The sequence below is a fragment of the Streptomyces sp. WY228 genome (genome assembly GCF_019287315.1).
Lineage (GTDB): Bacteria > Actinomycetota > Actinomycetes > Streptomycetales > Streptomycetaceae > Streptomyces > Streptomyces caviscabies.
The window spans coordinates 77916-98587 of the sequence record NZ_CP079114.1; the positions used below are offsets into that span (position 1 = coordinate 77916).

The window sequence follows — 20672 nt, forward strand, 5'->3', positions numbered from 1 at the left end:
TGCAGTCCGAGAGCGGACAGAGTCATGCGGTCGGGGGGCGCGCAGGGCATCGTCTCGTCCTCGCTGTCGATGGCCCGCAGTGTGTGTGGCATCGCGCGGGCCGCGTCGGCGATGATGAACGCGTCCCTCGCGTCCGTCTTCGCCTCGCCGGGGTAGAGGTCGGCGATCCGCCGCATCGTCAGACCATGCAGGTAGGCGACCGGGCAGCCTCTGTCCCGGGCGACCGCCAGCGGCAGAGCCCCGATCGAGGTCGGCTGGTCGACCACGACCAGCCGTGTCCCGTGCTTGGCTTGCAGCTTTGCGAACAGCTCGCGGAGCTTGGGCTCGGTGTCGGGCAGGCGCTTGTCGAAGGCTTTCTTCCCGGCCGGGGTGACGGCGGTGGCCTGGTGTTCGCTCTTGCCGCCGTCCAGGCTGGGGAAGACGTCGACGTCTCCGGTGTCGATCACGTGCAGGCCCCTCCATCACGCTTACGTCCGGCCTTGCCAGGGCACCGAGCTGCCACATCCACGTTACGGAGAACTCTTCCGGCTCGGGGGGAAGCCGTGCTCAAGCCCCTCATCAGCGGTCCGTCGGTGTCTCCGGATCCGGTGACCCACCCCCGGATCATGAACAACAAAGAGGGAAGTCATGCAGGACCTGAAGGCCGGAGGCCTCATTGCGGAAACCACGAAGAAGGTAACGGGGGGTGAGACCGAGCTGGTCCAGGGCGCTGGCCCGGTCTCCGGGGCCGAGGTCGCGGGATCCGTAGGCCTTCGGTCAGCGGAACCCTGGCGTTCTTCGCGTCGGTGCTCACCGCGGGAGCGGCCCACGAAGCGGGCCACGCCGGTCGTCCCTCAGCGCCCGTCTGTCCAGCAGTACCGCCGGACCTGCGCCTTCCGAAGCCTCAGCGGCGCCGGGCGGCCACATCCCCTTGCCCTGGCGTGCGGAGTCTGTACTCGGCCAGCAGGGGTGTCACCGGTTCCGGGATCGTGGATCTTTACCGCAGGGCATACGGATGATCTCGCTGACCTCTTGTATGTGGGCTTCCGGGCGAAGCTCGGCGGTGTTTCCTCGTCGGGTTGGAACCTCGGGCCTCGTCGGCCGTCCTCCCGGTGCGTCGGGCGCCACGAAGGCCGGCCCGGCGGTCGACTCCTGCACATCCATCCCTCGTCACCGCCGCCCAAAGCCCGTACCTCAGCGTTCTGCTGAGCGAACACCCTGGGGCTGCGGGAGGGGGCCGGGAACATGCTGCTGGAGCAAGCAGGTCCGAGCGGACCAGGGTGAGTTTGTGATCATGACGTGCACCTCGTCGGGGCGGTGCCACGCCTGGGGGTGCACCTGGTCGGGTGGGTCGGGTTGCGGCCGGGCGTGACGCGGGCCGGCCTGGTGACCGGCCGTGTGGCCCCGGGCGGGGGTACGTGTTCGTGCGTGCCCGCCCGGTTTCCGCTCCGCCGCCCCGGCGAGGGAAAAACCTTGGTGACCATCGGGCAGCTGCCCCTGCTCCATGCCCTGTGTGCCGGGCCACCCGAGCAGGCAGCCGGTGCTCTACCGCGGCGCCTTCAGGGACACGGCGGCCGCGGCGGTAGTTGGCCGTTGATCGTTGTCTGCGGTCCCGGACAGCCGATGGTGGCGGCAGCTGACGGTCGAGAGCGTCTGAGGGTTCGTACTGCCGGCCCCCCGGGACAGCGCGGGGCCGAATCGGGCGTGATCCGTGAAGGCGGGCGGGTTCGTATGCCCGGCCCGGGCACGGGGCGGAGGGGCGGATACCGGTACCAGGCCAGATACCGGTGTACCGGGTACCAGCGCCAGGGCAGGTGCCAGGGCAAGGCAGGTGCCCGGGCGGATGCCAGGGCAGGGCCGGTGTCAGGGCGGATGCCGGTGCATCCGGAGAGCCGGCCGGCGGGTCAGCCTGCCGGCCTCCCGGGGCGTGGTGCACCCTGGGGGCGCCCTGCGAAGGGCGGTGCGCCTTGCGGGGATGTACGGGGGTGCGTGGGCGGGAGGGCTCTACGGCGGCGCGGCTCTGCTGGGTCCCCGGGCCCGTGCCGTGGCCGACGGTGCGGTGACCGAGGCGAAGTGGTGGTGGGGTGCACGGGCCCGGGCTCAGCGTGGGCGGGATGTACCCGCAGGGCGACGTGGCGGGCCCAGGCGCAGTCGGGTGAGAACGGCCGGGCGGGCGAGGCCGGGCATGATCAAGGCCCACATGGCGCTGACCTGCTGGTGCAGAGCGTCACGCTCGGCAAGGGCGAGAGCGAGCAACTGCACGCCGCTGTAGCAGCCGACCAGTGTGCGGGCGGCCTCCCCGGGGTCGACGTGGTCCTGGAGCTCGTCGGCGTCCCGGGCGGACTCGAGAGCGGCGGTGACGGCCCCCAGCGACGCCGCGTAGCTGTCGGCGGTCTGGTACGGGCCCGGCTCGATCGACAGGCGTACAGCGGCCCGCAGGACGGGGTCCTCGAGGATACCGGCGGTGTAGTGGTGGCTGATGTCGATCAGAGCCTGGAGCCAGAGCTCGGGGACCGGTCCCGCCGCCATCTGCTCGGAAACCTGCTTGAAGTAGTCGTGCTGGTGAGACAGGATCGCGTCGCCGAGATCTTCCTTCGACGCGAAATGGTGGTAGAAACCCCGCGGGACATTCGCCAGGCGCTGGATCTCCGGAGTCGTCGCACCGGCGTAGCCTTCCCGGTCGAAAACGATTCCAGCGGCCTCGACGATCCGCTGAACGGTCCGCTCACCGCGTTCCTGCATCGTCGTCATGCCTCCCTGAACCGCGTCCGACGCTACCCGAGGCCCTGACACCACGCCTGTCCTGAAACACCCCCCAACCCCAAACACCCGAAAGGGCACCCCGGGGGGCACCCCGCCCAAGGCACCAAAAACACCCCGACTCCAGGCACCAGAAACAACCCCGCCCAGGCACCGGAAACACCCCCGACCGGGCAGGACACTTCCACCATGCCGGGCACGGAAAGACACCCCCACCCCCACCCAAGGCACACGACGAGAAACACCCCACCGGTGCCGAGCAACCCCACACCAACACTCCTCGACACCACCCGCCACCCATGCCACCCATGCCACCCATGCCAGACAAGACGAAGGACAAGCCAGGGCGTGGGCCAGTGGCCAGAGCCAGGGCGAAGGCCCAAGGGCTCCCCCTACCGCCACATCAACCACCACGTCCTGCCCTACAGGACATTGAAAGCCAGAGCCCCAAAAACATCGCGGGCCTTACTGTCGTCCGCAAAGAGCGGGCGCACAGACCTGCAGCTCGCCTCCGCCAACACCCGCCACAGAGGACCGGTAAAGGACCACAGCGTCACATCGCGTTCGGCCAGCCACTCCAGCCCCTGATCCGGCGCGAAGGCACGGCTGTGATCATGTCTGGCATGGAGGCCTACAGACAGGTCTCCATGCCCGGTCATCACCAACACCGCCACGAGCCCCCCCTACGAAAACGAACACGCCACACCCGGAATACCACGCACGAAAACCGGTTCACCCTCGCAAAGCCGCAACACAACCACCAACACCAGCACGGGCACCGCGACAAGACACCCCGAACAAAAAAAGGGGACAGAAACCCCGCCAGTCACCCAATCGTGCGCAGTACCAGTCGCACGACCCCCATGACGCCCCGCCCGATCCACCCGAGCAGTCCCGTCTCCGCGGCCAGTTCGGCGGCGTCCATGGCCGTCTCTCCCCGGTCCGACGATCCGGAACGGCACCGGGAACAAGTACGGGGCCAACGTCGTTTCTGCGCACCGCACTTCTTGCACATCGCCATGCCATCGATTCTTCCTGCTGCCGCCCCCAGAACGCTAATCGAACACGCAACCGGAAAGTGCGCACGCCTTCCGCCCCTCCACCCAACCAGCGAAAGCATCGGCACCCGGTGACGGTGCCGGTGCGGCAAACACGGCCGGCCGGATCGCCTGCGGCCCACCAGTGCAGGAACCGACACCGCCCGCAAGGCCCCGTTCACCACACCGAGCGCAGCAAAAGCCGCCACCGCCGACCAGTGCCGCAACCCGGTGAAGCCGGATCGTCCCGGCCGGTACCCTTCCCGGATGACCGAGCACACCGAGCCGGGGGGACGGCGGCCCGCGAATGACGGGCCGAAGGCTGCCGGCCGTAACCGGGCCGCCCTGGTCGCCGCTGCCCGGGAGGTCTTCGCGGAGCACGGGCTGGAGGCTCCGCTGTCCGCCATAGCGCGCAGGGCCGGGGTCGGGCAGGGCGTTCTCTATCGGCATTTCCCCGACCGGACCGCTGCGGTGAGCGCGGTTCTCGAGGAGAACGTGCGGCAGATCGAGCAGGCCGCCGAGGCCGAGAGCGCGACCTTCCCCTCGGTGCTCGGCGTACTGACCTGGCATCTCGCGGAATCTGCCGCTTTCATCGGCCTCCTCCACGCCGACCGGGCGGGCAGTCGCTCCGGGATTCGCGTGCACGCCCTGAGCCTGTCCGGGCGTGTCGAGCACGCACTGCGCAAGCATCTGCCCCCCGGTCATCGGCTGGGGGTGGCGGACGGCCTCGCGCTCTCGGTCGCCATGGTCTCCGCCGCCGCCACCGGCCCCACCCGCGAAGAACGCGAGCACCGGGCGCTGGCCGCCTGGCGGTTGCTCGGTGTGGAGGTGGGGCCGGTACAGGCCTTCGGCGGTTGAGCTGCGAGGCGTGTGTCGGTGTCAGCCGCCGTTGGACTGCCGGATGCCCTCCGCGAGGGCGTCGAAGGTGTACAGGTAGCCTCCCGCGGGGCCGCTGACGGTCATGTAGGCCTTCGTCCCGCCGGGCGTGATGGCCACGTTCGTCGCCGATTCCAGACCCTCCGCGCGGGAAGGGACCTCGACGGTCGCCAGCCGCTCACCGTGCCGGTCGTACACGGCCATGGCCGCCCGCCCGTGCAGTCCCTGGTAGAGGTTGCCGTCCGCGTCGACGGCGATCGAGTCGGTCTGAGCGATCCCGGCGTCCACGCGGATCGCGGTGTGCCGGGAGAGTACTGCGCCTCTTTCGTCGAGGCGCAGGTAGGAGATCCGGTTCTCGGTGAGTTCGCTGAACCACAGCCCTCGGTGGTCCGCGTCGAACGAGATCCCGTTCGGTGCGGCCAGGTTCTCGGCCAGGACCGTGGCCTGTCCGCCCTCGCGGCCGATCCGCACCACACGGCCCAGAGTCTTGCCCTCGGACAGGCCCCGTGAGTCGCTGACGTACAGATTGCCCTCCTGGTCGAAGGCGATGTCGTCGGGGTTCATCGGCGCTCCGTCGATCTCGCCCGAGAAGAAGGTCCGCAGGTCGCCGCCTCCGGGGGCCAGGCTCACGACCTCGCCGTGCGCGAAGTCGCTGAGGTAGAGCCGCTGGTCGTACGGGCTGAACTGGGCCGAGGTATATGCCCCTTTGCCGTCGGTGTGGACCGCCCGGGACGTCTTCCTCGTGACGTCGACGCGGATGACCTTGGGCTTGCCCTCGGGTGCGGTGACATCGACGACGTACAGGCCGCCGTCCTTGCCGAACACCGGACCCTCCAGCAAGGTCATGCCCGTCTCGGTGTGCGTCCGGGTCAGCTGCATCAGTTTCTGCGCCCGGATCGTCCGCCCGTCCGCGGAGGCCGTTGTTCGTTCTGCTTCCGGGGCCGCGGGCTTGGTGCCGCATCCCGTCAGGAGCAGGGCGCCGATCGTGGCCAGCACGGTAAGACGCCGGGCCGGTGTTCGCTGCATAGCAGGTCGCTCTTCCTGTCCACGGTGCGGATTCCCGGGGGCGGCGTGCGTATGGACGTCTCTGCCCTTGGCTTGATGTCGTCGCTGCCACCGAACCGCAACCGGACAGTGTTGTCCGGTAGTTGCTACGGTAGCGGACCGGTCGCCCACCGGGACCGACCCCGACCACCGGAACGAGGCCCCCGCATGACGAACCCTCACCTACCGGCCCCCCACGAGCCGGCCGCACTGCGCGAGCGCTACCGCTACGAGCGCGAGCGGCGCGTCCGGCTCGACGGCGCCGCCCAATACCGGGACGCCGACGCCGAGTTCGGCTACTACGCCGCCGATCCCTACATCAAGGAGCCCCGCAGGCGCGGCCCTTGCCACGACACCGTCGACGTCGCCGTCATAGGCGGCGGCTTCGGCGGCATCCTCACCGGGGCGCACCTGCGTCAACAAGGCGTGGAGCGTGTGCGGTTCGTCGAGAAGGGCGGCGACTTCGGGGGCACCTGGTACTGGAACCGCTACCCGGGTGTCCACTGCGACGTCGAGTCCCACGTGTATCTGCCGATGCTCGACGAAACCGGCTACGTACCGGAGTGGAAATACGCCCCCGGAGACGAGATCCGCCGCCACGCCGTACGGATCGCGGACACCTTCGGGCTCTACACCGACACCCTGTTCTCCACCGGCGTCACGTCGCTGACCTGGGAGGAGACGTCCGGGACATGGATCGTGGCCACCGACCGCGGTGATGCCTTCCGGGCCACCTACGTCGTCAACGCCACCGGTACCCTCACCGACCCGAAACTCCCCGGGATCCCCGGCATCGAGAAGTTCACCGGCCACACCTTCCACACCTCACGGTGGGACTACGCCTACACCGGCGGCACCCCGCAGGGCGGCATGACCCGCCTCGCGGACAAGCGGGTGGGCATCGTCGGCACCGGGGCCACCGGCATCCAGGTCATCCCGATGCTGGCCCAGGACGCCGCCCACCTCTACGTGTTCCAGCGCACACCCTCCACCGTGGACGTACGCGCCAACCGCCGCACCACCGCCCAGGACGTCGGCGCCGACCACGACGGCTGGGCCCGCGGGCGACGGGAGAACTACCTCCGCATCGTCTCCGGCGAGAACACCGACCACGACCTCGTCGCCGACCGGTGGACCGCATCGGCGGGCCTGCTGGAAAAACTCCTGCCCAGCTTCCGCCGGCACGGCGACCGGGCAGCCTTCGAAGCCGCCTACGAGGCCGCCGACGCCGCCAAGATGAACGAGCTGCGCACCCGCGTCGAGCAGAGCGTCACGGACCCGGAGACGGCGGAGAAGCTCAAGCCCTGGTACCGCTACGCCTGCAAACGCCCCACCTTCTCCGACCTCTACTACCCCGCGTTCAACCGCGACAACGTCACCCTCGTCGACACCGCGGACACCCACGGCATCGAGTACATCACCGAACACGGCGTCACTGTCGGCGCGGCCACCTACGAACTCGACTGCCTGATCTTCGCCACCGGGTTCAACGTCGGAACCTCCGCCATCAGCACCGGCAAGCTCCCCGTACACGGCCGCGGCGGCACCCAGCTGCTCCACGCCTGGGCACGACGGGGCCCGCGCACCCTCCACGGCTTCACCAGCAACGGCTTCCCCAACCTCATACACCTGGGCGCCCTCCAGAACGCCAGCAGCGTCAACTTCACCCACATCCTGGACGAACAGGCCCGCCACGCCGCCGCCCTCATCGCAGCCGCCGAGGACGCCGCTGCCCTCATCGAACCCACACCCGAGGCCGAGGACGCCTGGACCGCCGTCCTGGCCGCGGACGCACCCGACCACGAGTGGTTCCACGCCGAGTGCACCCCCGGCTACTACAACCGTGAAGGCCGCGGCCGGCCGAACGGCCCCTTCGCCTACCCCCACAGCGCCGTCGCCTTCCACGCACTCCTCGCCCGCTGGCGCGCCGAATCCATCCAGGAAATCCTCCGGGACCGGACCGGCCACCCCAGCTGACGCGCCGTACCCGGCGCGGCCCGGGCCTGCGCGGAGCAGGGCCGGGTCACGCCGGGCCCGCCGGCCCGTCAGGGCAGGATCTCGACGTACCCGTCCCTGCCGTGCACGCGGATCCGCTGCCCGTCCCGGATCAGCACGGTCGCCCGCTCCACCCCCACCACAGCCGGCAGGCCGTACTCCCGGGCGATGACCGCACCATGGGTCATCAGGCCTCCCACCTCCGTCACCAGACCCGCGATGCCGACGAACAGCGGTGACCAGCTCGGATCCGTGAAAGCCGTGACCAGGATGTCGCCCGCCTCGAGATCGGCCCGCGCCATGTCCAGGACGACGCGGGCCCTTCCCTCGACCGTCCCCGCCGACACCGCCAGCCCGGTCAGCGCCCCCGCCGGCACATCGTCACGCCGGTACACCCCGGTGAAGACCTCACCCTCCGATGTGAGCACCCGCGGCGGCGTCAGGGCGTGGTACGAACGGAACGCCTCCTTGCGCTGTGCCACGAGGCCGGCATCCGCCCGGTTCGTGCGCACGGCGTCGTGGAACTCCTGGAACGTCAGGTGGAAGACGTCCTCCGTCTCCCTCAGCACCCCTGCCCGCACCAGGCGTTCGGCCTCCGCCAGCAGGGCTCGCTTGTAGACGAAATAGCGGCTGACGATCCCGTACTTCGGATACTCCCGGTACCCGATGAACGTCCTGACCCGGTCGATCATCCGCCGCGTCTCATCGGCCTTCGCCTCCCCGCCCGGCAGGGCCCGCAGGCGCGACAGCACTTCCTGTTCCTTCCGGCGCGCCTTCTCCCGGCCCTCCTCGAAACGCCGGACCGCCGCACCCGCCTCGAAATTCCGCACATGGTCGAGGATCACCGGCACCAGCGTGACGGGCCGCTCATGCCAACGCGGCCTGGTGATATCGATCTCGCCCACGCAGCGCATGCCGTACCGGTCGAGATAGCCGACGATCGCCTCGCGCGCCTCGGCCCCGCCCGGGAGCTTCTCCATCTCGTCCAGGAAATTCCCGTTCCCCGCATCCCCGGCACCGCCCGCATCCCCGGTGCCCGCGGTGTCCGCGGTGTCCGCGGTGTCCGCGGTGTCCGCGGTGTCCGCGGTGTCCGCGGTGTCCCGCAGGAACGCCACCACCTCCGGCCACGGGCGGATCACATCCGCGACGTCGAGCAGGTCCAGTCCCATCTCCGACGTGATGTTGTCCGGCGCGGACAGTGTCAGCGTGTCCGCCGCGTTCTTCTCGCCCAGCCACTCCCCCAGTTTGTCGTTCAGCCACCACGTGGCCTCCATCCCCGCCATGATCACCCGCATGCTCAGCGGATCGCTCAGCACGCGCTTGTGCTCCTCGAAAGCCTCCAGCAGAAACGCGAACAGCGCCGGTCCGCTCTTCGTCCGGATGTCCCGCTCCAGGGCCTCGACCGACGCCCGGCTGCGCTCGATCAGCGCGGTGACGACGGCCGGATCGGTCGCGATCGGCGCGGGCGGCGCACCGGCGGACGGCGGCCTGCCGGGAGTCGTGTCCGGGAGCGACGGGACGAAGTCGCCGCGGTCGATCACGGTCTCCAGGGCATCCCTGATCAGCGGGTCACCCTTCCCCATCGCGTCGAGGAGACCGTCGCGGGTCGCGGGCGAGGCCAGCCGTTCGGTGACGTCGACGAACAGCCTCCCGCCCGCCTCCAGCATCGGGACCAGAGCCGTCAGCTGCCACATCGAGTACCCGAGAGGCCTCATCGGGTCGGTCATCATCTGCCCGTGGCCCACCGAGACGTAGACGTGGTTCTCCTCGTCGCCGTTCTCGGGCACGGGGAAGAGCGTGGTGATCGGCCGGCTCTGAACGATCCGGAAGCCGTCCTGCACCAGACACCACTCGATGTCCTGCGGAGAGCCGAAATACGCTTCGATCCGCCGCCCCAGCCGCACCAACTCCACCGCCTGCTCATCCGCCAGTGCCGGCCGCTCCTGCTCCCCCGCATCGACCGCCACCTCCCGCGTACCACCACCCGGCTCAGGGCGAACCGCCCGCCGCTTGGCGGCAATCGCCTTGGCCACCACCGCGTCGTTCCGCACGGTGAAGACATCCGGGTTCACCAGACCCGACACCAAGGCCTCGCCCAGACCGAAGCCCGCCTCCACCGTCGCGACCTTCCGGTTCCCCGTGACGGGATCGGCCGTGAACAGGATGCCCGACGCCCGCGGAAAGACCATTCGCTGCACGACCACCGCCATACGGACCGCGCGGTGGTCGATTCCGTTGCGCTGCCGGTAGACCACCGCCCGCTCGGTGAACAGCGACGCCCAGCAATGGCTGATACGGCGCAGGACCTCCGACGGCCCGACCACATTCAGGTACGTGTCCTGCTGTCCGGCGAACGAAGCGGTCGGCGAATCCTCCGCCGTCGCACTGGACCGCACCGCATAGGCGGCCTGCGCGCCGGGGCCGGCGGGACCGCCGAGGCTGTCGGCACCGGTGAGACCGTCGATACCGGCGAGCGCGCCGGTGATCTCCGCCGCGATGTCGTCGGGGAGCGCGGTCTCCTCGATCGTGCTCCGGATCCGCGCGCTGAGCGTACGGATCGCCTCCCGGTCCTCCGGGTCCACCCGCGACAACTCATCGAGCAGGCCGTCGAGCGTGGGAGCTTGCGCCATCACCCGCCGGAAGGCATCCGTCGTCACACAGACGCCACCCGGCACATGGGCGCCCTCGATCCTCGACAGGCCGCCCAGATGTGCGCCCTTGCCGCCGACGACCGCGACCTGCGTCTCGTCGACCTCCCGCAGATCCACCACGTACCGCCCGGTCATCGCGACGCCTCCGGGGTGGCCGTCATCCGTCGCGCCGCGGCGGCCGGTCGGATCACCGGTGTCGCGCTCTCCGTCACGCTTCTCTTCGGGCACGTTCTCATCCCTGGTCGTCTTCCTTCCGGCGAGTCCTGCGGCCGACACACCCGGGCAGGCTGGGCCTACCCCCGCAGCCGCACGACCGGTCCCACCCCTGATTCGACGTCACCGCAGCCCCGGTTCGCCGACAACAACACGCGTACGTCGTCGCCCTCGATTCCGCAGGCAGCAGCGGTCGGCCGCCGATTCTGCGCCATCCCCCGGGCCTTGCCGCAAGCCCCCCGGTGAGCTATAAGTTGAGAGTGGCAAGGAGAGAGTTTCCCTCCTTGCCTTTGTCGTGTGTGCGACTCCCGTGCGAACCGGCCTCTTCAGGGTGATGCCGCGGGGTCATTCCTCCGCGTCGCGCACCAGCAGCGCGACCTGCACCCGGTTCTGGACCGCCAGCTTGGAGAACAGGCTGCCGGTGTGCGCCTTGACCGTCGCGACGCTGATGTGGAGCCTCTCCGCGATCTCCGGGTTCCCCAGCCCGTCCGCGATCGCCCCGGCCGTCTCGCGTTCCCGCTCGGTCAGTGCCGACAGCCGGTCCCGCGCGGCCCGACGGGACGCGTCACGCGTGTGGGAGGACTGCGGACCGGTGGCCGCGGCGATCACCCGTGCCGTGGCGGCCGGGGACAGCACGGGATTGCCGTCCGCGACGGTCCGCACCGCGTCGAGGATCCGCGACGGCTGGGTGTCCTTCAGGACGAACCCGAGGGCTCCGGCCCGTAGCGCGCCGAGCACCAGGTCGTCGGAGTCGAAGGTCGTCAGCATCAGCACCCGGGGCGGCACCGGCCGGGTGAGGAGCTCACGGGTCGCGCTGAGACCGTCGAGGACCGGCATCCGTACGTCCATCAGCACGACGTCCGGCCGCTGCTCGTCCACCACCGTGATCGCGGCCCTCCCGTCGGCCGCCTCGGCGACGACGGTCAGATCCGGCTCACCGTCGATGACCAGCCGCAACGCCATCCGCACCAATTGGTCGTCGTCGACGATGACGACGCGTACCGGTTCCCGCTGCTCGCTGTCCACTCAGGTTCTCTTTTCATGGGTGGGGGCCGGCCAGGGCAGCCGCACGGTGAGGACGTACCCGTGGTCGGGTGTGGGGCAGTGGTGGAGGGTTCCACCCGCGAGGTCGACGCGTTCGGTGAGGCCGAGCAGTCCGAATCCCGACGCCGGTGGCCGCTGAGCGGGTCTGTCGGTGGCCGGGGAGTTGCGGACGCTGACGCCGAGGCCGTCGCCCGAGCGGCCCTCGACAGCGATGTGGACGCGTGCGCCCGGAGCGTGTTTGGCGGCGTTGGTCAGTCCTTCCTGGACCACCCGGTAGCAGGTCCGGCCCACGACGTCGGCCGGTGTTCCCGTCACGGTGGTGGTCAGCGTGACGTCCAGGCCCGACGCGCGGGCATCGGCCACCAGGTCGGGGATGCGGTCGAGGGAGGGCTGCGGTGGTTCGGGGTGGCCCGGGTCCGCCCGGAGCACGCCGAGGACGTCCCGCAGCTCTTCCAGAGCCTGGTGGGAGCCCTCGGCGATGCCGCGGACCAGCAGCCGGTTCTCCTCGGCCCTGAGGTCGCCGCGGTGGTCCAGCACTCCGGCCTGCATGGCGACCAGGGAGATGCGGTGCGCGAGTACGTCGTGCATCTCGCGGGCGATCCGGTTGCGCTCCAGGACCCGTGCCTGTGCCGCTCGTGCCGCCTGTTCCCGTTCCGCGCTCTCCGCGCGGTCCCGCAGTGACCGCACCTCGACGCGTCGCGCGCCGATGGCCATGCCCACGGCCACCGCGATGCCGGCGGTCAGGGCCGGCAGCGCGAGTTGGAACCAGAACGTGCCGGGCGGGTTCTGGACCGGGTAGAACCCGCCCACGAACTGCGTCGCGGTGACATAGGCCAGGACGACCGCCCCGATCTCCACGGGCCGACGGCGGGTGGAGATCGAGCCCAGGGCCAGTAGGGCGGCGCCGGTGGCGAGCGCCGACGCGGTCGAGGCGATCGTGACCGTCATGGCGACGGCCAGCGGGAACCGCCGCCGCCACGGCAACACGGTCAGGCAGGCGAGGGCCACCAGCGGATCACCGATGCGGAACCAGGGGTCCGGTCCGACGCCCTGGTTGTGCAGCAGCACGCCGATGTAGAGCCAGATCGGCACACTCAGCACCGCGGCCGCCGCCAGCCGCCAGGTCTGCTGCCACCATCCGAGCCGTGGCGCGCCGTCCGTGTTCACCCGTTCAGTATCGCGAAGCCGCGGGGCCGGGGAGTCAGCCCCAGGGCGGATGCGTCTTCGACCGGAGTCGTACGAACGCCTCGCCACTGGTCGGTCCCGCTCCGGGCCGCGGGGCCGATGTGCCCGGTTCCGCCGCACGGACAGACTCGTCCCCGTACCGAGACGACCGGACGTGGGACGGAGGGGCGCGATGCGTGAGCGTGGTCTGGTGGCGCTCGAGGCGGCCGGGATGGCGGTGACGGCCCTGGCGTCCCAGGCGGTGATCCGTGGCCTGCTCGACCGCGACACCGCGTTGCTGTGGGGTCTCCTCGGCCGGGTCTCCGGCGGCTCTGCCGGTCCGATGGTGCTCCTCGGGCTCGTCGCGCTGCTCTCGGTGGCGGTCGGTGGCTGGGCGCACATCCGCCGGGAGTCCGCCGTCGAGCGGGCCGGAGGGTACGGGACGGTCTGCGGCCGGGAGGCGGTCCGAACCGGTGCGGAACAGCGGGCCCGGTCGTCCGTGCCGCCGAGACGGTGACGCGGAGGTCAGGGCCGGAGAGCGGTGGCCGCCTTCACGGCCGCGTAACCGTCACTGCCTTCACGCAGTCAGCGGCGGGCGCTGTGAGCCCGCATTTTCCGGCGCCCTGTGCGCCCTTTTCCAGGAGGACATCTGATGCGTAAATCCTTGTCGCTGGCGCTCGCCGCCGGCGCGGTGGCGGTGGCGGCCGCGATGCCGGGGGCGTCGGCGGCGGCTCCGGGTACCGCGGGGGCGGGTTCGGACACCGTGCGGTGGGGCCCGTGTCCCGAGGACGTCGCCGCGCCCCGTCTGGAGTGCTCGACGCTCGACGTCCCGCTGGACTACCGGCGCCCGGACGGCCGCCGGATCGAGATCGCGATCTCCCGGCTGGCGAGCGAGAACCCGTCGAAGCGCCGTGGTGTGCTGCTGACCGATCCGGGCGGTCCCGGGGGTTCGGGGCTCGGCTATCCGGCCGTTCTCGCCGCGTCGGGTCTGCCCCAGGAGGTGCTGGACTCCTACGATGTGATCGGCTTCGATCCCCGTGGTGTCGGTCGCAGCTCTCCGGTGACCTGCCATCTGACGCAGGAGCAGCAATACCGCGGCAATTTCGCTCCGTACGCGCACACCGCGGCCGACGTCGCGCGGGAAGCGGGCTACGCGCGGACCGTCGCACGGCAGTGCGCCACGTCGCGGACGGCGTGGATGCTGCCGCACATCACCACCGCGAACACCGCGCGCGACATGGACCGGATCAGGGTGGCGCTCGGAGAACGGAAGATTTCCTACCTCGGCCATTCGTACGGCACGTACCTCGGTGCGGTGTATACGACGATGTTCCCGAGGCGCGGCGACCGGGTCGTGCTCGACAGCAATCTGGGTCCCGGCGGTTACGACGTCACGGCCATGCGGTTGTTCGCCCGGGGGCTGAAAGACCGGTTCCCGGACTTCGCGGAGTTCGCGGCCGCGCGCCCCGAGTACGGTCTGGGCAGCACGCCGGAGCAGGTGACCGCGAAGTTCTTCGACCTCGCGAAGCGGCTGGAGCGGAAGCCCGTCCGAGGTGTCGACGGGACGGCGTTCCGCGGGGCCACGTTCGAACATCTCTACACGGATGCCCTGATGCCGCACCTGGCGGAACTCTGGCAGGCGCTCGACACGGACCGGCCGTTGCCGCCCTCCTTGCCCCTGCCGGCGAATCTGGAGAACCTCATGGCGGCGCGCTTCTATGTGATCTGCGGTGATGCGCGCTGGCCGGGGACGGTTCGGGAGTACCAGCGCAATGCGGCCGTCGACCGGGTGCGGTATCCGATGCTCGGTGGCTCCACGGCGAGCATCGGTCCGTGCGCGTTCTGGCCGACCGGTCAGGTCGAGCCGCCGGTGCCGATCGGTGACCGGGGGCCGTCGAACGTGCTCATGGTGCAGAACGAGCGCGACCCGGGGACGCCGCTGGCAGGCGCCCGGGAGCTGCGGCGGGCGTTCGGCCAGCGGGCCGTGATGGTGACGGCCGATCAGGGCGGGCACGGTGTCTATCCGTTCGATGACAACGTCTGCGCGAACGGCGCGGTGACGAGGTTCCTGATGACTGGTCAGCGGCCGTCTCGGGACCTCGACTGTGCGGCGGAACCGGGCGCGTAGAGGGGTGCGTGGGCGTCCGGCGGTTGCTGACTGACCGCCAGATGCCCCGTACATCAAGGGGTTTGAGCACTTTTCATTATCACCGGCAAACTTTGAACACTGTGGTGACGAAGTATGGACGCCGCCGGTAGAAGCCTCCTACTGTTCTCGGCGCAGCCACCGGAGCCCTTGTCCGGAGCATGCGCTGCCCCACCGCACGAGCCGAACGTTCACCCCCGGGCGCCGGGTGGCCCCACCCACCGCCGCGACGTGCCCCTCGCCGCGAGGGGCCAGGAGGAAGAATGCATCCACGGCCGCTCCACCGTTGCCGCAGACATCTCACCGGTCTGCTGGTCTCCGCGTTCCTCGTCGGCGCCTTCTCCGCCGTGCCGGCCACGGCCGCGCCGGCGCCGCGGGACGAACTCCCGCCGCAGGAGCCGGGCGTCACCCTGCGCGTCTTCGATGTGCAGGTCCCCCTCAGCGAACTGTGCGACATCAAGGCCGGGCAGACGCCGAACGTCGACAAGCTGATGCCCGAGATCGACTGGAGCTCGCCGGACGACTTCGGCTTCGGCGACCACTTCGTCTCCCAGGTCACGGCCAACCTCACCGTTCCCGAGGGTGGGGCGTACGCCTTCCGGCTGACCAGCGACGACGGTTCGCGGCTGCGGATCGACGACTCCACCGTCATCGACCACGACGGGCTGCACGGCGCGGACCCCAAGGACGGCTCCGTCGAATTGACGGAGGGTCACCATGCGCTGAGGATCGACCACTTCGACCGTACGGGCGGCCAGCAGGTCACCTTGGAGTGGAAGCCGCCCGGCGCCGGGGACTTCGCCGTCGTGCCGAACTCCGTGCTGAGCACCGACGCCGATGTCGTACGGGTGACGGCGCCGGGCCGCAAGGAGTGCGAGGGCGCTCTCGACTCCCCCGGCGACGGGCTGCCCCTGACCGAGGTGCACCCGGACTACGCGCTCACCGATCTGCGCCCCGCGGGCTTCGAGCCGCAGGTCACCGCGATGGACTGGCTGCCCGACGGCCGGCTCGCCGTGACCACCTGGGGCGGCACGGACAACGAGACCGGAGAGGTCTATCTCCTCGACGGCGTCCAGGGCGAGACCGGTCCCGGCAGTGTGACGGCGAAGAAGGTGGCCGAGGGTCTCAAGGAGCCCATGGGCATCAAGGCCGTCGACGGCAAGCTGTACGTCTCCCAGAAGCACGAACTCACCGAGCTGACCGACTCCGACGGCGACGATGTGACCGATGCGCGGCGGACGGTCGCGACGTGGCCGTACGGCGGGAACTTCCACGAGTTCGCCTTCGGCCTGCTCTACCGGGACGGGTACTTCTATCTGAACCTGTCCGTGGCGATCAACCTGGGCGGGGCGACGACGGATCCGCAGCCGGCGCCGAACCGCGGATCGACCATCAAGGTGAACAAGGAGACCGGCGAGGTCGACTACATCGCCGGTGGCCTGCGTACCCCCAACGGCATCGGCTGGGGGCCCGAGGGCGACATGTTCGTGCTCGACAACCAGGGCGGCTGGCTGCCCTCCTCGAAGCTTCTCCACATCAAGCAGGACAGGTTCTTCAACCACTACACCAACCCGGCGGGCCCGTTCGACGCGCAGCCGGTCACCAAGCCGGTGCTGTGGTTGCCGCAGAACGAGATAGCCAACTCCCCCAGTACGCCACTGCAGTTGACTGAGGGCCGGTTCGCCGGGCAGATGCTGTTCGGTGACGTCACGTACGGCGGGATCCAGCGCGCGTATCTGGAGAAGGTCGACGGCGAGTACCAGGGCGCGGTCTTCCGCTTCACCCAGGGCCTGGAGGCGGGCGTCAACCGGATCAGCATGGGCCCGGACGGCGCGATCTACGCCGGCGGGCTGGGCGCGGGCGGCAACTGGGGCCAGGAGGGCAAGCTGACCTACGGGCTCCAGAAGCTCTCCCCCAGCGGTGACAAGGCCTTCGACATCCTGGCCATGCGCGCGAAGCCCGGCGGTTTCGAGCTGGAGTACACCGAGCCGCTCTCCGAGGCGACGGCCGCGAAGCTCGCCGAGAGCTATCGGGTCGATCAGTGGACGTACGCCCCCACGCCGCAGTACGGCGGGCCCAAGATCGACGAGGAGTCGCTCGCCGTCAGTGCGGCCACACTCTCCGAGGACGGCAAGAAGGTCACGCTGACCATCCCGGGCCTCAAGGCGAACCGCGTGGTCCACGTCCGCTCGCCGCGCCCCTTCAGCTCCGCCGGCGGTACGGAGCTGTGGAGCACCGAGGCCTGGTACACGCTCAACTCGCTGCCGGGCGACCAGCCTCCGGCCACCCAGTACGAGGCCGAGGAGGGCACCCTCACCGGAGGCGCGGGCGTCGACACCGAGCACGCGGGCTACTCCGGCGGCGGTTTCGTCGACAACTTCGGCGAGGAGGGTGCGGCGGTCACCTTCGATGTGGAGGCCGGTGAGGCGGGTCCGTACGACGTGGGTCTGCGCTACTCCAACGGGCCGGACCCGGCTCCCGGCACCAAGACGGTGAGCGTCCACGTCAACGGCGAGAAGGTGCGGCAGACCGAGCTGCTGTCCACCACCGACTGGAAGACCTGGTCGACGGGGACCGAGCAACTGGAGCTGCGCGAGGGCCGCAACACGATCACGTACGCGTACGACAGTGGCGACACCGGTCATGTGAACCTGGACATGATCACCGTTCATCCGAAGGGCGCCCGTGTCCAGCTCTTCGACGGCACGGACCAGGCGGCCTGGCAGCATCCGGACGGCCGTACGCCCGAATGGCCGGTGAGCGATGGGGAGATGGAGATATCCGGCGGGGACCTGCGGACCAAGCAGGGCTTCCAGGACTTCCGTGCGCATGTCGAGTTCTGGCTGCCGAATCTCCCGCCGGACGTGACCGGCCAGGACCGCGCCAACAGCGGCGTGTATCTGCAGGAGCGTTACGAGGTGCAGATCCTGGACTCGTACGGTGACACCACGCTCGCCGACAACGAGGCCGGGGCGATCTACACCAAGAAGGCTCCGGACGTGAACGCCGCGACGGCGCCGGAGACCTGGCAGACGTACGACATCACCTTCCGCGCCGCCCGCTACGACGCCGCGGGCAACAAGACGGAGGACGCCCGGATCTCCGTCGTGTGGAACGGCGTCACCGTCCACGACGACGTGGCGGTCGACGGTCCGACCGGCGGCGGGGCGGCCGAGGGTCCGACGGCCGGGGCGATCAAGCTCCAGGACCACGGAAGCAAGATCCGCTACCGCAATGTGTGGGTCGAGCCGCTCGGCTAGACCGGTCCGACGCGGGGTTCCGGGGCGACAACGGCTTGCTGTCGCCCCGGAGCCGTTCGCGCCGCGTGCCGCCCGGGTCTGACGGCGGATCCGTGGGCGGCAGACCTGTGGGCGGTGGGGCCGTGGACGGTGGACCCGTCGGCGGTGGAGCCGTGCGCGGTTCGGGTCCGTCGCTATCGTGCTCCCGTGAATCCCACCGCGCGGTGTCCGCTGTTGTTCCTCGACGTCGACGGGCCTCTCATCCCCTTCGGCGCGTCGGCCCACCCGTACCCGACCTACGAGGCGGGCCCCGAGAGCCCGGGCACCGGCGCGAACCCCCTCCTGAACAGGATCGATCCCCGGCACGGACCACGACTCGGGGCGCTGCCCTGCGAACTCGTCTGGGCGACGACATGGATGGAGGACGCGAACACCTGGATCGCCCCGCGTATCGGCCTGCCTCCGTTGGAGGTCGTCCGGTGGCCGGAGCCCTCCGAAGGGGACGGCTCCCGCGGCAACGGCGAGGAGGATGAGGACGAGAGGAACGGGCTGCACTGGAAGACCCGGGTCCTCGTGGCCCGAGCCGCGGGCCGCCCCTTCGTCTGGGTCGACGACGAGATCACCGGCACCGACCGGGTCTGGGTCTCCGCCCACCACCCGGGCCCCGCGCTGCTTCACCGGGTGGATCCCCGGTGGGGCCTGACGGACAGCGACTACGCGGCCATCGACGCCTGGCTGCGGCGCGGGCACGATGGCTTTCGGTGAGTCGTAGCGGACTCCTGCCCGGCGGCCGACGCCCCGGCAGGTGGGTGGCGTTCTTGCGGTGACGGCTCGTCAGGCCGCGCTTCTCCGGCAGGAGACGACGACCAGGAAGGGCCACAGCGCCTGGACGAACGTCACCACGCGCTCGGCGACGCCGGGCGTGCCATCGCTCTGCAGCTCCGCCAGGAACCACAGAGCGCTCGCACCCATCAACGCGCTCGCGGCGAGGGACACATCGAGTCTCAGCCCCCATGGCACCGGGTTCCGCCCCCGGACGGCGGCCAGCGGAGGCCACGCCGCCAGCAGCAGGACGCCCACTGTGGCCACCACCCCGTGCTCCAGCGCCCCGCCGCTGCTCGGCGCCGGCACCAGGGTCAGGGCCAGGGCGCACAGTCCGCCGCCGGCCAAAGCCACCCGCCCGGGGAACGCCGCCTGCCGGAGCGCGTGCGCCGTCAGCACGTAACACGTCCCCAGCACCAGCAGCATCCCCGTCATCAGCCAGTAGCTGGTGGCCCCGTAAGCGGCCAGCACGCTCAGGGTGTGCCGCGCGGGGTCGTACTCCGGGCCTTGGCGCAGTTGCGCAATCATCCAGGAACCGACCAGAAGCACGGGGGCGCAGCCGGAGGTGACCAAGGCCCACCAAGGAGCAGATCGCATCGAGCCAGCATAAATGCGCACATCTTGCTTGGTGCTGATCTCCGCGCTGGTCTCCGTGCCGATCCCCGCGCCGCGGCAGGCGGCGCGGGACGCTCAGGCGGACAGTACGCGCAGGGCCAACGCGGCGGCCGCCAGCAGGGCGAGCACCACCGCCGGGGCGATTTCGTAGTCCTTGGCGCGCACGTGGGCGACGACGGCCCCGATGAAGTACAGGAAGACGCCGATGGCGGCGGCCGACCCGATCAGCGGCACGCCGAGGCCGATCAGGAGACCGAGGGCGCCCGCCGCCTTGAGCGAGGCGAGCCGGGGGAGCCAGGTGTCGGGAACGCCCACCTTGCCCATCGAGGCGGTGATGGCCTCGTTGCGCAGGAACGTCAGCACGGCGGAGGCGCCGATGACGAGGGCGAGGAGGACGCCGACCACGGCGTAGGCGATGAACATGGGTTACCTCGGGATCATCAATGATGGATCTGAATATATCGTTGATGACTATAAACGATTCTCACCGTTCCACAATGGACGCCCTGATACCGTGGGGGAATGCCAGTTCAGGACAGGGCCACCCAGGACTCCGCGGGGCCGTCGATGTCTCCGGACCAACGCCTCGGCTTCCTGCTCGCCTACCACGGCAATGCGACACAGACCCTGATCCACAAGGCGCTCGCGGCCACCGGGCTCACGCCGCGGCACATGATGACGCTGCTGCAGCTGGCCGAGGGGCCGGTGACGCAGAAGGCGCTGATCGAGCGGCTCGACGTCGACCCCAGCGTCCTCGTCGCCCTGCTCAACGATCTGGAGGGCGGCGATCTCGTACGCCGCCGACGCGACACCGCGGACCGCCGCCGGCACATCGTCGAGATCACCCCGCAGGGGACCGCGCAGCTCAGCACGTCGGACCTGGCGCTCGACACCGTGGAACGGGAACTCTTCGCGGACCTGTCCGTACGCGATCAGGGGGCGTTGCGGCGGCTGCTGGGCAAGCTGCGCACCTCACCGCAGGACTTCAGCTGCACTGAGGGCTGAGCTCCGGCGGCCCCGGGCGCCCCGGCAGCTCCGGGAGCGACCAGGCGGTCCGCGGATCAGGTGACCGCGGAGCGTCGGGGGG

Annotated in this window: 14 protein-coding genes and 1 pseudogene; 7 read left to right on the plus strand and 8 right to left on the minus strand. The window is 70.2% G+C overall.

Going from position 1 to position 20672, the window contains the following annotated elements; genetic code table 11:
- Positions 1–47 precede the first annotated feature (47 nt).
- Together KV381_RS00330 and KV381_RS00335 are read right to left on the minus strand one after the other, a co-directional pair.
- Positions 48–446, minus strand: a pseudogene (locus KV381_RS00330) (IS110 family transposase); the annotation flags it as partial.
- A gap of 1633 nt (positions 447–2079) precedes the next feature.
- On the minus strand, positions 2080–2721 hold the full coding sequence (locus KV381_RS00335) for a ScbR family autoregulator-binding transcription factor (protein WP_218787152.1): 642 nt from the start codon (positions 2719–2721) through the stop codon (positions 2080–2082).
- A gap of 1322 nt (positions 2722–4043) precedes the next feature.
- Here KV381_RS00335 and KV381_RS00340 point away from each other — a divergent pair.
- The gene (locus KV381_RS00340) at positions 4044–4634 is read left to right on the plus strand and encodes a TetR/AcrR family transcriptional regulator (RefSeq protein ID WP_030082288.1); all 591 of its coding nucleotides are present in this window, start codon (positions 4044–4046) and stop codon (positions 4632–4634) included.
- Between the two features lie 21 nt (positions 4635–4655).
- Here the strand turns inward: KV381_RS00340 and KV381_RS00345 are convergent, their stop codons facing one another.
- Positions 4656–5678: an SMP-30/gluconolactonase/LRE family protein gene (locus KV381_RS00345; protein WP_218784212.1), complete on the minus strand. Its 1023-nt coding sequence runs from the start codon at positions 5676–5678 to the stop codon at positions 4656–4658.
- Positions 5679–5864: 186 nt separating this feature from the next.
- Between KV381_RS00345 and KV381_RS00350 the strand changes: the two genes are divergently transcribed.
- Positions 5865–7673 (plus strand): NAD(P)/FAD-dependent oxidoreductase, encoded by a 1809-nt coding sequence (locus KV381_RS00350; protein ID WP_218784213.1) that lies wholly within the window; start codon positions 5865–5867, stop codon positions 7671–7673.
- Positions 7674–7741: 68 nt separating this feature from the next.
- Here the strand turns inward: KV381_RS00350 and rph are convergent, their stop codons facing one another.
- The 3 genes from rph to KV381_RS00365 form a co-directional block, all read right to left on the minus strand.
- Positions 7742–10477 (minus strand): rifamycin-inactivating phosphotransferase, encoded by a 2736-nt coding sequence (gene rph, locus KV381_RS00355; protein ID WP_218787153.1) that lies wholly within the window; start codon positions 10475–10477, stop codon positions 7742–7744.
- A 423-nt stretch (positions 10478–10900) separates the two neighbouring features.
- Positions 10901–11581: a response regulator transcription factor gene (locus KV381_RS00360; RefSeq protein ID WP_030082284.1), complete on the minus strand. Its 681-nt coding sequence runs from the start codon at positions 11579–11581 to the stop codon at positions 10901–10903.
- Positions 11582–12766, minus strand: coding sequence for a sensor histidine kinase (locus tag KV381_RS00365; RefSeq protein WP_098024793.1), 1185 nt, complete (start codon positions 12764–12766; stop codon positions 11582–11584).
- Positions 12767–12956: 190 nt separating this feature from the next.
- Between KV381_RS00365 and KV381_RS00370 the strand changes: the two genes are divergently transcribed.
- From KV381_RS00370 to KV381_RS00385, 4 genes are all read left to right on the plus strand, one after another.
- A complete protein-coding gene (locus KV381_RS00370) occupies positions 12957–13280 on the plus strand; it encodes a hypothetical protein (protein ID WP_218784214.1) in 324 nt (107 codons plus the stop codon).
- Positions 13281–13415: 135 nt separating this feature from the next.
- A complete protein-coding gene (locus KV381_RS00375; protein ID WP_218784215.1) occupies positions 13416–14891 on the plus strand; it encodes an alpha/beta hydrolase in 1476 nt (491 codons plus the stop codon).
- Between the two features lie 281 nt (positions 14892–15172).
- A complete protein-coding gene (locus KV381_RS00380; protein WP_218784216.1) occupies positions 15173–18169 on the plus strand; it encodes a family 16 glycoside hydrolase in 2997 nt (998 codons plus the stop codon).
- A gap of 186 nt (positions 18170–18355) precedes the next feature.
- Positions 18356–18913 (plus strand): hypothetical protein, encoded by a 558-nt coding sequence (locus KV381_RS00385; protein WP_218784217.1) that lies wholly within the window; start codon positions 18356–18358, stop codon positions 18911–18913.
- A gap of 69 nt (positions 18914–18982) precedes the next feature.
- Here KV381_RS00385 and KV381_RS00390 read toward each other — a convergent pair whose 3' ends face one another.
- On the minus strand, positions 18983–19567 hold the full coding sequence (locus tag KV381_RS00390; RefSeq protein WP_030630080.1) for a DUF998 domain-containing protein: 585 nt from the start codon (positions 19565–19567) through the stop codon (positions 18983–18985).
- 93 nt (positions 19568–19660) lie between these two features.
- On the minus strand, positions 19661–20008 hold the full coding sequence (locus tag KV381_RS00395) for a DoxX family protein (protein WP_030082272.1): 348 nt from the start codon (positions 20006–20008) through the stop codon (positions 19661–19663).
- 99 nt (positions 20009–20107) lie between these two features.
- Between KV381_RS00395 and KV381_RS00400 the strand changes: the two genes are divergently transcribed.
- Positions 20108–20590, plus strand: coding sequence for a MarR family winged helix-turn-helix transcriptional regulator (locus tag KV381_RS00400; RefSeq protein ID WP_218784218.1), 483 nt, complete (start codon positions 20108–20110; stop codon positions 20588–20590).
- Positions 20591–20672: the final 82 nt, after the last annotated feature.

Coding starts and splice junctions, on each gene's coding strand:
- KV381_RS00380 (WP_218784216.1), top strand. CDS start 15,173: ATGCATCCACGGCCGCTCCACCGTTGCCGCAGACATCTCACCGGTCTG.
- KV381_RS00340 (WP_030082288.1), top strand. CDS start 4,044: ATGACCGAGCACACCGAGCCGGGGGGACGGCGGCCCGCGAATGACGGG.
- KV381_RS00400 (WP_218784218.1), top strand. CDS start 20,108: ATGCCAGTTCAGGACAGGGCCACCCAGGACTCCGCGGGGCCGTCGATG.
- KV381_RS00335 (WP_218787152.1), bottom strand. CDS start 2,721: ATGCAGGAACGCGGTGAGCGGACCGTTCAGCGGATCGTCGAGGCCGCT.
- KV381_RS00375 (WP_218784215.1), top strand. CDS start 13,416: ATGCGTAAATCCTTGTCGCTGGCGCTCGCCGCCGGCGCGGTGGCGGTG.
- KV381_RS00390 (WP_030630080.1), bottom strand. CDS start 19,567: ATGCGATCTGCTCCTTGGTGGGCCTTGGTCACCTCCGGCTGCGCCCCC.
- KV381_RS00370 (WP_218784214.1), top strand. CDS start 12,957: ATGCGTGAGCGTGGTCTGGTGGCGCTCGAGGCGGCCGGGATGGCGGTG.
- KV381_RS00350 (WP_218784213.1), top strand. CDS start 5,865: ATGACGAACCCTCACCTACCGGCCCCCCACGAGCCGGCCGCACTGCGC.
- KV381_RS00395 (WP_030082272.1), bottom strand. CDS start 20,008: ATGTTCATCGCCTACGCCGTGGTCGGCGTCCTCCTCGCCCTCGTCATC.
- KV381_RS00345 (WP_218784212.1), bottom strand. CDS start 5,678: ATGCAGCGAACACCGGCCCGGCGTCTTACCGTGCTGGCCACGATCGGC.
- rph (WP_218787153.1), bottom strand. CDS start 10,477: ATGACCGGGCGGTACGTGGTGGATCTGCGGGAGGTCGACGAGACGCAG.